11 protein-coding genes are annotated in these 11,776 nt (G+C 61.6%); 8 read left to right on the top strand and 3 right to left on the bottom strand.

The genetic code is table 11. The features are described 5' to 3' along the window. Nucleotides 1–4 precede the first annotated feature (4 nt). Nucleotides 5–430 (top strand): DUF2269 domain-containing protein, encoded by a 426-nt coding sequence (locus tag ACLD1X_RS08430; protein ID WP_429366912.1) that lies wholly within the window; start codon nucleotides 5–7, stop codon nucleotides 428–430. A gap of 105 nt (nucleotides 431–535) precedes the next feature. On the opposite strand, the gene ACLD1X_RS08425 is transcribed toward ACLD1X_RS08430, so the two are convergent. Then, nucleotides 536–1,192, bottom strand: coding sequence for an HAD family hydrolase (locus ACLD1X_RS08425; protein WP_429366911.1), 657 nt, complete (start codon nucleotides 1,190–1,192; stop codon nucleotides 536–538). 143 nt (nucleotides 1,193–1,335) lie between these two features. Here ACLD1X_RS08425 and ACLD1X_RS08420 point away from each other — a divergent pair, with 143 nt between their 5' ends. Next, nucleotides 1,336–1,815, top strand: a complete 480-nt coding sequence (locus ACLD1X_RS08420; protein ID WP_003229203.1) for an RNA pyrophosphohydrolase — start codon at nucleotides 1,336–1,338, stop codon at nucleotides 1,813–1,815. Between the two features lie 22 nt (nucleotides 1,816–1,837). Next, complete coding sequence (ptsP, locus tag ACLD1X_RS08415) at nucleotides 1,838–4,117, top strand: phosphoenolpyruvate--protein phosphotransferase (RefSeq protein ID WP_429366910.1); 2,280 nt, start codon at nucleotides 1,838–1,840, stop codon at nucleotides 4,115–4,117. Nucleotides 4,118–4,238: 121 nt separating this feature from the next. Here ptsP and ACLD1X_RS08410 read toward each other — a convergent pair whose 3' ends face one another. After that, nucleotides 4,239–4,985 carry an NRDE family protein gene (locus tag ACLD1X_RS08410; RefSeq protein ID WP_429366909.1) on the bottom strand — a complete coding sequence of 249 codons (747 nt, stop codon included), beginning with the start codon at nucleotides 4,983–4,985 and terminating at the stop codon, nucleotides 4,239–4,241. Nucleotides 4,986–5,119: 134 nt separating this feature from the next. On the opposite strand from ACLD1X_RS08410, the gene ACLD1X_RS08405 reads away from it, so the two are divergent. From ACLD1X_RS08405 to ACLD1X_RS08395, 3 genes are all read left to right on the top strand, one after another. Next, entirely contained in the window at nucleotides 5,120–5,902 is a 783-nt protein-coding gene (locus ACLD1X_RS08405) for a sulfite exporter TauE/SafE family protein (RefSeq protein WP_429366931.1), read from the top strand. Nucleotides 5,903–5,999: 97 nt separating this feature from the next. After that, nucleotides 6,000–6,812, top strand: a complete 813-nt coding sequence (gene lgt, locus ACLD1X_RS08400) for a prolipoprotein diacylglyceryl transferase (RefSeq protein WP_429366908.1) — start codon at nucleotides 6,000–6,002, stop codon at nucleotides 6,810–6,812. A gap of 48 nt (nucleotides 6,813–6,860) precedes the next feature. Further along, nucleotides 6,861–7,832 carry a thymidylate synthase gene (locus tag ACLD1X_RS08395; RefSeq protein ID WP_429366907.1) on the top strand — a complete coding sequence of 324 codons (972 nt, stop codon included), beginning with the start codon at nucleotides 6,861–6,863 and terminating at the stop codon, nucleotides 7,830–7,832. A 139-nt stretch (nucleotides 7,833–7,971) separates the two neighbouring features. On the opposite strand, the gene cadR is transcribed toward ACLD1X_RS08395, so the two are convergent. Beyond that, nucleotides 7,972–8,421 (bottom strand): Cd(II)/Pb(II)-responsive transcriptional regulator, encoded by a 450-nt coding sequence (gene cadR, locus ACLD1X_RS08390; RefSeq protein WP_111285329.1) that lies wholly within the window; start codon nucleotides 8,419–8,421, stop codon nucleotides 7,972–7,974. Nucleotides 8,422–8,514: 93 nt separating this feature from the next. Between cadR and ACLD1X_RS08385 the strand changes: the two genes are divergently transcribed. Beyond that, nucleotides 8,515–10,776 (top strand): heavy metal translocating P-type ATPase, encoded by a 2,262-nt coding sequence (locus ACLD1X_RS08385; protein ID WP_429366906.1) that lies wholly within the window; start codon nucleotides 8,515–8,517, stop codon nucleotides 10,774–10,776. 16 nt (nucleotides 10,777–10,792) lie between these two features. Beyond that, a complete protein-coding gene (locus ACLD1X_RS08380; protein WP_008020013.1) occupies nucleotides 10,793–11,656 on the top strand; it encodes a LysR family transcriptional regulator in 864 nt (287 codons plus the stop codon). The last annotated feature ends 120 nt before the right edge of the window (nucleotides 11,657–11,776 follow it).

Below are 11,776 nucleotides of genomic sequence, written 5' to 3'. Positions count from 1 at the left end.
AACAATGGAAACGTTAACTGCCCTGAAAGCGGCGCACATGGCGGCGACTGTCGTACTGCTGGCTTGTGCGCTGGGTCTGGGAGTCTGGGTCTTGCTTGCACGGCGTAAGGGTGATGCGACGGCGGGAAGCCGCACCCTGCAACGGCCGCGTGTATTTGTCTGGCTGTTGATGGGGCTGGCGCTGCTGAGCATGCCGTTTACCGGCTGGTGGATGGTGCACCTGGTGGGCTGGCCGCTGGGGCAGACCTGGTTGCTGGCCTCCAGCGTGCTTTACACGGTGGCGGCGCTGGCGTGGTTCTGGTTGCTGGTGCGACTGAACAAGCTGCGCAAGGCGCCGGGAGGCGTGGGCAGATTCACCTTTGCCCTGGCGTTGTTCAGCTTTGTCTGTTTTGTCGCGATTGCCGGGTTGATGGGTGCGAAGCCTGTTTAACCCTTTTAACCGTGTCGCTCCCTTCGCGAGCAGGCTCGCTCCCACACTGGAGTTGTGACCGACACAAATTCCCTTGTGGGAGCGAGCCTGCTCGCGAAAGCGATATCAGCCGCGCAGGCTGATCACCGGCCAGCCACGCTTCTGGGCCTCGGCCCGCAGGTTCGGGTCCGGATCAACCGCCACCGGGTGGGTCACCTGCTCCAGCAGCGGCAAGTCGTTCATCGAGTCGCTGTAGAAGTAGCTGTCCTCCAGGTTGTGACCGGTCTCTTCCAGCCAGCGATTGAGCCTTGTCACCTTGCCTTCACGGAAGCACGGCACATCGGTGCTGCGCCCGGTGTAGCGGCCGTCGACCATTTCGCACTCGGTGGCGATCAGGGTGTCGACGCCCAGACGCTCGGCAATGGGACCTGTGACGAAGCGGTTGGTCGCCGTGATGATCACCAGTTTGTCGCCGGCATCGCGGTGCTTCTTCAGCAATTCAAGCCCCTTGGGCAGCACGATCGGTTCGATGCAGTCGCGCATGTAATCGCTGTGCCACTGATCCAGCGTGGCCATTTCCGTGCGGCCGAGGACTTCCAGGCAGAAGTTCAGGTAGGCAGCGTTATCCAGTTTGCCGGCCAGGTAATCCTGGTAGAACTCGTCGTTGCGAGTCTTGTAGGCAACGGCGTCGAGAAAGCCGCGCTCGCACAGGTAATCGCCCCAAGCGTGATCGCTGTCACCGCCCAGTAGGGTGTTGTCCAAATCGAATAAAGCCAGGCGCATTGCAGTTACCCGCTGAAAAGTCAGTAAAAAGGCGACAAGAATACGGTCTTTTCACAAGAGTGCACATAAGGTAGGAACCTTCGTTGCCGCCTTCACAACCTTTGTGGAACAATGCGGCGACATGCGTTTGCGAGGTTGTTGCCGTGATCGACCCCGATGGTTTTCGCCCTAATGTCGGGATCATTCTGACGAATGACGCCGGCCAGGTGCTATGGGCTCGCCGAATCAATCAGGATGCCTGGCAGTTTCCGCAGGGGGGAATCAACCCCGAAGAGACGCCGGAAGACGCCTTGTACCGCGAGCTGAACGAAGAAGTGGGCCTGGAGCGCGAAGATGTTGAAATTCTCGCCTGCACCCGGGGCTGGTTGCGCTATCGTTTGCCGCAACGTCTGGTACGTACCCACAGCCAACCGCTGTGCATCGGCCAGAAACAGAAATGGTTTCTCCTGCGCCTGATCTCCAACGAGCAGCGGGTGCGGATGGATTTGACCGGTAAACCGGAATTCGATGGCTGGCGCTGGGTCAGTTATTGGTATCCGTTGGGCCAGGTGGTGACATTCAAGCGCGAGGTGTATCGACGCGCTCTCAAAGAGCTTGCCCCGCGCCTTTTAGCGCGCGACTGACGACGGAGTTCGACCCCGAGCCATGCTCAATACGCTGCGCAAGATCGTCCAGGAAGTTAACTCCGCCAAGGATCTCAAGGCGGCGTTGGGGATTATTGTGTTGCGCGTCAAAGAGGCCATGGGCAGCCAGGTCTGCTCGGTCTACCTGCTTGATCCCGAGACCAACCGTTTCGTGCTGATGGCCACCGAGGGCTTGAACAAGCGCTCGATCGGCAAGGTCAGCATGGCCCCCAATGAAGGTCTGGTCGGCCTGGTCGGCACGCGTGAAGAACCCCTGAACCTCGAAAACGCCGCGGATCACCCGCGCTACCGTTACTTCGCCGAAACCGGTGAAGAGCGTTACGCCTCGTTCCTCGGTGCACCGATCATTCACCACCGCCGCGTCGTCGGCGTGTTGGTCATCCAGCAAAAAGAACGTCGCCAGTTCGATGAGGGTGAAGAAGCCTTCCTCGTGACCATGAGCGCGCAGCTCGCCGGCGTTATCGCCCACGCCGAAGCCACCGGCTCGATCCGCGGCCTGGGTCGTCAGGGCAAAGGCATCCAGGAAGCCAAGTTCGTCGGGGTTCCTGGTTCGCCGGGTGCGGCCGTCGGCACGGCAGTGGTCATGCTGCCACCGGCGGACCTGGACGTGGTGCCCGACAAGAACATCACCGACATCGAAGCCGAGCTGGGGCTGTTCAAGACTGCCATCGAAGGCGTACGCGCCGACATGCGCGCGTTGTCCGCCAAGCTTGCCACGCAGTTGCGCCCGGAAGAGCGGGCCCTGTTCGACGTCTACCTGATGATGCTCGACGATGCCGCGCTGGGCAGCGAAGTCACCACCGTGATCAAGACCGGCCAGTGGGCCCAGGGCGCGTTGCGCCAGGTGGTCACCGATCACGTCAACCGTTTCGAATTGATGGACGACGCTTACCTGCGCGAGCGTGCCTCGGACGTCAAGGATCTCGGGCGGCGCCTGCTGGCTTATTTGCAGGAAGAGCGCCAGCAGACCCTGGTCTACCCCGACAACACCATTCTGGTCAGCGAGGAACTGACGCCGGCGATGCTCGGCGAGGTTCCGGAAAGCAAGCTGGTGGGCCTGGTTTCGGTACTCGGCTCCGGTAACTCCCACGTCGCGATCCTGGCACGCGCCATGGGTATTCCGACGGTCATGGGCCTGGTCGACCTGCCGTATTCCAAGGTCGATGGCATCGACATGATCGTCGATGGGCACCGGGGCGAAGTCTATACAAACCCCAGCGACGTGCTGCGCAAGCAGTTCGCCGAAGTGGTCGAGGAAGAAAAACAACTGGCCCTCGGGCTGGATGCGCTGCGCGACCTGCCGTGTATCACGGTCGATGGCTACCGCATGCCGCTGTGGGTCAACACCGGCTTGCTGGCCGACGTGGCGCGGGCCCAGAAACGTGGCGCCGAGGGCGTCGGGCTGTACCGCACCGAAGTGCCGTTCATGATCAACCAGCGTTTCCCGAGCGAAAAGGAACAGCTGGCGATCTACCGCGAGCAGCTCGCCGCGTTCCACCCGCAACCGGTGACCATGCGCACCCTGGACATCGGCGGTGACAAGTCGCTGTCGTACTTCCCGATCAAGGAAGACAACCCGTTCCTCGGCTGGCGCGGCATTCGCGTCACCCTCGACCACCCGGAAATCTTCCTGGTGCAGACCCGGGCCATGCTCAAGGCCAGTGAAGGCCTGAACAACCTGCGGATTCTGCTGCCGATGATCTCCGGCACCCATGAGCTGGAAGAGGCCCTGCACCTGATCCACCGGGCCTGGGGCGAAGTGCGTGACGAAGGCTGCGACGTACCGATGCCGCCGGTTGGCGTGATGATCGAGATTCCGGCGGCGGTGTATCAGACCAAGGAACTGGCGCGGCAAGTGGATTTCCTTTCGGTCGGCTCCAACGACCTGACCCAGTACCTGCTGGCCGTGGACCGCAACAACCCGCGGGTGGCCGATCTTTACGACTACCTGCACCCGGCAGTGCTGCAGGCCTTGCAAACGGTAGTGCGCGACGCCCATGCCGAAGGCAAGCCGGTGAGCATCTGCGGTGAAATGGCCGGCGACCCGGCGGCGGCCGTGCTGTTGATGGCAATGGGTTTCGACAGCCTGTCGATGAACGCCACCAACTTGCCGAAAGTGAAGTGGATGCTGCGTCAGATCAACCTGAGCAAGGCCAGGGAGTTGCTGGCGGAACTGATGACCATCGACAACCCGCAAGTGATTCACAGCTCATTGCAGCTGGCGCTGAAGAACCTCGGGCTGGCGCGGATGATCAACCCGGCTTCGGTCAAACCCCTCTAGATCTGCGGCGTGCCCTTCGCGAGCAAGCCCGCTCCCACATTTAACCGAGTTCTCTCATACGAACGCGGTCGAATGTGGGAGCGGGCTTGCTCGCGAAGGCGTCAGTGCTGGCAACACAAAACTAAAGCCTGATCTCCACTTCCCCCAGATGCCCGCCATACGGCCCGAAACTGCGCTCAACCATATGCCGCCGCCCATCGGCCTGCACAATCAACGCCGTACTCGCCCGCGTTCCATAACTCTGGCTGGCAATGAATACGCTCGACAGCAAGGTCTCGGTAGCCAGGCCCACTCCGGTATCCGGCAGCTCGGCAAACGGCGCTGTCTGCGCATCGCTCAATAACGCCAACAGCGCCTGAGGCTGCGGATCATCCAGCACCTCGCGCAATGCAGCCTTGGCCTTGAGCAACTTCGGCCAGGGCGTATCCAGCCCGGCATTGGATAACCCGTAGACCCCCGGTGCCAGGTTCACCGCGTTCGATTCCCGGGCGTTGAAGTGCCAGAGCTCATGGGTGTTGCCAACCAGCAGGTTAAAACCACCGTATTCCGGCGAACGGTCGACAACGTCGGCTAAATAATCATCAACTGACATTTCTCCGGTGAGAAATCGCGCCACCAGCTCCCCACGAGACTTGCGCCCTGGCGGTCGATGAGGGTCGCGGATGTTGGTCAGCGCCGCAAAACGTCCGTTGGCACCGACACCGAGCCAGCTGCCACCGGCCTCGAGGTCGCGCCCCGCATGTACGTGCGGCGCTTCGGGCCATGGCGCCAGAGGCAGGCTGGGGCGGGCGTAGAACTCATCGCGATTGGCCGCCACGACCAGCGGCTGGGCATGACCCGGGCGCCAGGCAAAAACAATCAGGCACATAAGGGAGTCCGTGTGTGTGTTTTGCCCACTCTACGCAGACATCGCTCATCGATCCATCGCCTTGCACAGTGGAGCTTGAGGCCATGCATCCGTTACCATGCCGCTCCGGTTTTGGGGATGCGGGCGCGACGACCATGGAATTTCTGCTCTATCTGGCGCTCGGCGCCTGTGCAGGTGTGCTCGCCGGGCTGTTTGGCGTGGGTGGCGGGATCATCATCGTCCCGGTGCTGGTGTTCAGCTTCAAGGCCCAAGGGTTCGATCCGTCGATCCTCACGCACCTGGCAGTGGGGACCTCCCTGGCGACGATCATCTTTACCTCGGTCAACGCGGTACGTGAGCATCACCGCCGTGGCGCCGTGCTTTGGCCGATCTTCATGTGGATGACCGTCGGCATTCTGATCGGTGCCGGGTTCGGCGCCCTGACGGCGGAAGCGATTTCCGGCCCCAACCTGCAGAAGCTCATTGGTGTCTTCGCCCTGGTGATCGCCGCTCAGCTGGCGCTGGACGTCAAACCCAAGGCCAGCCGAACCGTGCCGGGCAAACTCGGTCTGACCCTGGCCGGCAGTGTCATTGGCTGGGCCTCGGCGATTTTCGGCATAGGCGGCGGTTCGTTGACCGTGCCGTTCCTGACCTGGCGCAGTGTGCCGATGCAGCAAGCCGTGGCCACTTCATCGGCCTGCGGTCTGCCGATTGCCCTGGCCAGTGCATTAAGTTTCATGATTCTGGGCTGGCACGATCCGTTGCTCCCGGCCCATAGTCTCGGTTTCATTTATTTGCCGGCGTTGCTGGGCATTGCCCTGACCAGCATGGTGTTCGCCCGTTTGGGCGCGCGACTGGCCCACCGGTTGTCGCCGAAGTTGCTGAAAAGGCTGTTTGCCGCTTTGCTGTTCTGCGTTGGCCTGAACTTTCTAGTCTGAAGCATCTGCTCTGACGGGCGGCGCAATCCTGGCTTAATCCTGAGGTGGCAGCGTCGCCCGGGAATTTTTAAGATTTGAACTCTAACGAGGAGTCGCAATGCTGCCTTACCCGCAGATCGACCCGGTGGCCCTGGCCATCGGTCCGCTGAAAATCCACTGGTACGGTCTGATGTACCTGATCGGCATCGGCGGCGCCTGGCTGCTGGCGTCCCGCCGCTTGAACCGCTTCGACCCGACCTGGACCAAGGAGAAACTCTCCGACATGGTGTTCTGGATGTCGATGGGGGTGATCGTCGGCGGGCGCCTGGGTTATGTGCTGTTCTACGATCTGCATGCCTACCTCGCCAACCCGATGCTGATTTTCGAAGTGTGGAAGGGCGGCATGTCGTTCCACGGTGGTTTCATCGGCGTGATGCTGGCGGCGTTGTGGTTCGGCAAGAAGAACAACAAGTCGTTCTTCCAGCTGATGGATTTCGTCGCGCCGATGGTGCCGATTGGCCTGGGTGCCGGGCGTATCGGCAACTTCATCAATGCCGAGCTGTGGGGCAAGCCGACCGATGTGCCGTGGGCGATGATCTTCCCGCCGTTCAGCGACCCGGCGCAGCTGCCGCGTCACCCCTCGCAGCTGTACCAGTTCGCCCTCGAAGGCGTGGCGCTGTTCCTGATCCTCTGGCTGTTCTCGCGCAAACCGCGGCCGACCATGGCGGTCTCCGGGATGTTCGCGCTGTTCTATGGCATCTTCCGTTTCATCGTCGAGTTCGTCCGCGTACCGGACGCGCAACTGGGCTATCTGGCCTGGAACTGGCTGACCATGGGCCAGGTGCTGTGCGTGCCGATGATCGTCGGTGGTCTGTTGCTGATCTGGCTGGCGTATCACCGCGCCCCGGCATCTCCAGCGGCAGCCGTATAAATTCGAACCCCGCAGCGAAGGCTGCGGGTTCAAGGAAACAGGTAACTCATGAAGCAATATCTCGAACTGGTCGCCCACGTCATCAAGAACGGCACCAAGCAGGCCAACCGTACCGGCGTGAACACCATCAGTTTCCCCGGCGCGATGCTGCGTTATGACCTGCAGGAAGGCTTTCCGGCGATCACCACGCGCAAAATGGCGTTCAAATCGGCCATCGGCGAAATGTGCGGATTCCTGCGTGGCGTGAACAACGCTGCCGAATTCCGCGCCCTGGGTTGCAAGGTCTGGGACCAGAACGCCAACGAAAACGCCCAGTGGCTGGCCAACCCGTTCCGTCAGGGCGAAGACGACCTCGGCGAAATCTACGGCGTGCAATGGCGCAAATGGCCGGCGTACAAGCAAATCCCGGTCAGCAACCAGGCCGCCATCGAACAGACTCTGAAGCAAGGCTACCGCCAGATCGCCGAAGGCGAGGAAGACGGCCAGGCCTACGTGGTGCTGTACAAGGCCATCGATCAGGTGCGCCAGTGTGTCGACACCATCATCAAGGACCCGGGCAGCCGTCGCATCCTGTTCCACGGCTGGAACTGCGCCCAACTTGATGAAATGGCCCTGCCGCCGTGCCACCTGCTGTACCAGTTCCACCCGAATGTCGAGACCAAAGAGATCTCTTTGACCCTCTACATCCGCTCCAACGACTTGGGCCTTGGCACGCCGTTCAACCTCACCGAAGGTGCAGCGCTGCTGAGCCTGATCGGTCGCCTGACGGGCTACACGCCGCGCTGGTTCACCTATTTCATCGGTGATGCCCACGTCTACGAAAACCACCTGGACATGCTCAACGAACAGCTCAAGCGCGAGCCGTTCCCGATGCCGAAACTGGTGATTTCCGAGCGTGTACCAGCGTTTGCCAAGACGGGTGTGTATCAGCCGGAATGGCTGGAGCTGGTGGAGCCGAGCGATTTTTCGCTGGAAGGCTACGAACACCATGCGCCGATGACCGCGCCGATGGCGGTCTGACGCTTCACACCATCCCCCCTGTAGGAGCGAGCTTGCTCGCGATGGACGTGAACGATGACGCGTATTGCCTGACGAAACGCGTCATCCTTGAGTTCATCGCGAGCAAGCTCGCTCCTACATCAGGGGGTAGGTGGTGCTCTCAATGGCCGTGACTGCGGCCTACATGGGAATGCTCAACCTCCGTCGCCACAACCCCGCCGCTTACTTCCAGCCGCTGCAAAATCCCGCATTGATCGACACCCGGCCGCTCGCCGCAGCGTTGGCGCAGGTCGAGCAGTTGTGTCTGCAAGGCCAGCAAGCCGTCGATCCGCGCCTTGACGTGGTGGATGTGCTCGTCGATCAACGCGTTGACGCTTTCGCACTGGTCCTGCGGACTGTCGCGAAACGCCAGCAGGCTGCGGATTTCCTCGAGCGTCATGTCGAGAGTGCGACAGTTGCGGATGAACGTCAGGCGTTCGGCATGGGCCTGGGTGTAGACGCGATAATTGCCGTCACTGCGGGCCGGTTCCGGCAGCAGGTTCTCGCGCTCGTAGTAGCGGATCGTCTCCACGGCGCAGTCCGTGAGTTTCGCCAATTCTCCAATTTTCATGACGCCAATCTCCAAAACTCCAGAAAGGGTGCTTGACCCTATAGTGGCTACAGGGTCTTTACTTGGCAACAGGCACTCTTATGGACGCAACCAATGAGCGATTCCCTGCACTCCCACAAACCCGGGGCTGAACACGAGCACAGCCACAAGCTCAAACCCGTGCAAAAACATGGCCACAGCGATCACAACGATTCCTGCTGCTCGTCCGGGGCGACGGTGCCTGCGCTGATAAAACTGAGCGAAACAGCGACGCCTGGGGCCCGACTGAACAGTTTTCGCATCGAGGCGATGGACTGTCCAACCGAGCAGACGCTGATCCAGAACAAGCTAAGCAAACTGACCGGGGTGCAGCAGCTGGAGTTCAATCTGATTAATCGGATGCTCGGCGTGACCCACGACTTACCCGATATCGAACCGATCGTCGAGGCCATCAAGTCCTTGGGCATGCATGCCGAGCCGATGGGCCAGGGGGCTGAAACCCCTCGGCCAGAGCCCCGGAAAAAGCCGTGGTGGCCCCTGGCGCTGTCCGGTGTTGGTGCATTGCTGGCAGAAGTTATCCACTTCACCGGTTTCGCACCGAACTGGGTGGTAGCGGTTATCGCACTGGTCTCGATCCTCAGTGGTGGCCTGGGTACCTACAAAAAAGGCTGGATCGCCCTCAAGAACCGCAACCTGAACATCAACGCGCTGATGAGCATTGCCGTGACCGGCGCGGTGCTGATCGGCCAGTGGCCGGAAGCGGCCATGGTGATGTTCCTGTTCACCGTGGCCGAGTTGATCGAGGCCAGGTCCCTGGACCGCGCGCGCAATGCCATCGGTGGCCTGATGCAGATGACCCCGGACACGGCAACGGTGTTGCAGGCTGACGGGACCTGGCTTGAGCAGGATGTCAAAACCATCGGGCTCGGCGCGCGGGTACGGGTGCGTCCCGGTGAGCGTATCGGCCTGGACGGCGAAGTGCTGTCCGGTCGCTCGACCATCGATCAGGCGCCCATCACCGGTGAAAGCCTGCCGGTGGAGAAAACCGTCGGCGACAAGGTATTCGCCGGCACCATCAACCAGGCCGGCTCCCTGGAGTACGCGGTGACCGCCGCGGCGGACAACTCGACCCTGGCCCGCATCATTCACGCCGTCGAGCAGGCTCAGGGTGCGCGGGCGCCGACCCAGCGTTTCGTCGACAGCTTCTCGAAAATCTACACCCCGGCGGTGTTCGTCCTGGCCCTGGCCGTGGCGGTAATCCCGCCAGTGTTCATGGGCGCGTTGTGGTTCGACTGGATCTATCGGGCGCTGGTGTTGCTGGTGGTGGCCTGCCCCTGTGCGCTGGTGATTTCCACACCGGTGACCATTGTCAGTGGCCTCGCGGCAGCGGCGCGCAAAGGCATTCTGGTCAAGGGCGGCGTCTATCTGGAGGGCGGTTACAAGCTCGACTACCTGGCCCTGGACAAGACCGGCACCATCACCCACGGCAAGCCGGTGCAGACTGATTACCTGTCGCTGGACCCGACCGTCGATGAATCGGCGCCAGCCATTGCCGCCGCGCTGGCCGGGCGCTCGGACCACCCGGTTTCCCTGGCCATCGCCAAAGCGGCTGTGGATAAACCAACCGCGACGCTGGCTGTGGATAACTTCGAAGCCTTGGGCGGGCGCGGCGTGCGCGGCGAGATCAACGGCCAGCTCTACCATCTGGGCAACCATCGTCTGGTCGAGGATCTGGGCCTGTGTTCGCCGGCGCTGGAAGAAAAGCTGTTTGCCCTTGAGAAGCAGGGCAAGTCGGTGGTGCTGCTGCTTGACTCATCCGGTCCGTTGGCGTTGTTCGCCGTCGCCGATACGGTAAAGGCGAGCAGTCGCGAAGCTATCGGGCAACTGCATGAGCTGGGCATCAAGACCCTGATGCTCACCGGCGATAATGTCCACACCGCGCAGGCCATCGCTGCACAAGTCGGTATCGACGAAGCCAAGGGCGATCTGTTGCCGGGTGACAAATTGCAGGCCATCGAGGCCCTTTATGCCCAAGGGCATCGGGTCGGCATGGTCGGCGACGGCATCAACGACGCCCCGGCACTGGCGCGTTCGGAGATCGGTTTCGCCATGGCCGCCGCCGGCACCGATACCGCGATCGAAACCGCCGATGTTGCCCTGATGGACGACGATCTGCGCAAGATTCCGGCATTCATTCGCCTGTCACGCCAGACATCGAGCATTCTCAAGCAGAACATCGCCCTGGCTTTGGTCATCAAGGCGATCTTTCTTGGGGTAACCTTCGCCGGGGTCGCTACCATGTGGATGGCGGTGTTCGCCGACATGGGCGTGAGTTTGCTGGTGGTGTTCAACGGATTGCGCCTGCTGCGCAAGTAAAGGATGAGGGACGGTTGTGCTGAGTGCCGAGCTGAAGGCGTTTTACATGGTGGCCCGCCTGGGCAGCATTACCCAGGCTGCAAAAAAGCTTGGCCTGAGCCAGCCGACGGTGACGACGCAGATCCGCAACCTCGAAAGCCAGTACTCGGTCGAGTTGTTCTACCGTGGCGGCCGGCGTCTGAGCGTCAGTGAAGAGGGCGCGCGGCTGCTGCCGATGGTCAAGGTGCTGATGCAGCAGGAAGCCGACATCGAGTTTTTCCTGCGTAACTGCGGCCAGGTCCAGGGCACATTGCGTATCGCCGCCACGGCGCCGTATTACATCCTCGACCTGGTGAAGACCTTTCGCGAGCGACTGCCGCAGGTTGAGGTTTCGGTGGAAATCGGCAACTCCCAGCAAGTGCTCGAAGCGCTGGAGGAATACCGTGTCGATGTCGCGGCGTCGTCGCAGTTGCTCGATGACGCGCGGCTGATTCGCCGGGTGCTCGGCAGCGACCCGCTGGTGTTGGCGGTGCATCGCAATCATCCGCTGGCGGTTCACGATCACGTACCGCTCGGCGCCCTGGCCGGGCATACCCTGCTGATGCGTGAACCGGGCTCGACCACCCGTCGCCTGACCGAAGAGTTGCTGGCCAGTGCCGGGGTGTGTTTCGGCCCGCTGCTGGAAATCGGCAGCCGCGAATCGATCCGCGAAGCGGTGCTGCGCAACATCGGCATCAGCATCATTGCCCGCCAGGAAGTGCCGCACGATCCGCAGTTGCGGGTGCTGACCATCGAGAATGCGCCGCAAATCCCGGAATACCTGTATTGCCTCAAGGAGCGTAAAAACGCGCGGCTGCCGGCGGCGTTTCTGGGGTTGGCGCAGGAAATGGCCCCGGCCTGAGATCAGTGGTGACAGTACCGGCCCCTTCGCGAGCAAGCCCGCTCCCACCTCAACTGTGGGAGCGGGCTTGCCCGCGATGGCGTCAGTTCAGGCAACACAAGACTTAAACCAAAATCCTCG

Origin of the sequence: Pseudomonas sp. 18173 (assembly GCF_050432945.1) — a bacterium.
Lineage (GTDB): Bacteria > Pseudomonadota > Gammaproteobacteria > Pseudomonadales > Pseudomonadaceae > Aquipseudomonas.
The sequence above is the reverse complement of the archived record's forward strand: the minus strand, read 5'-3'. Positions and strand labels throughout refer to the sequence as shown.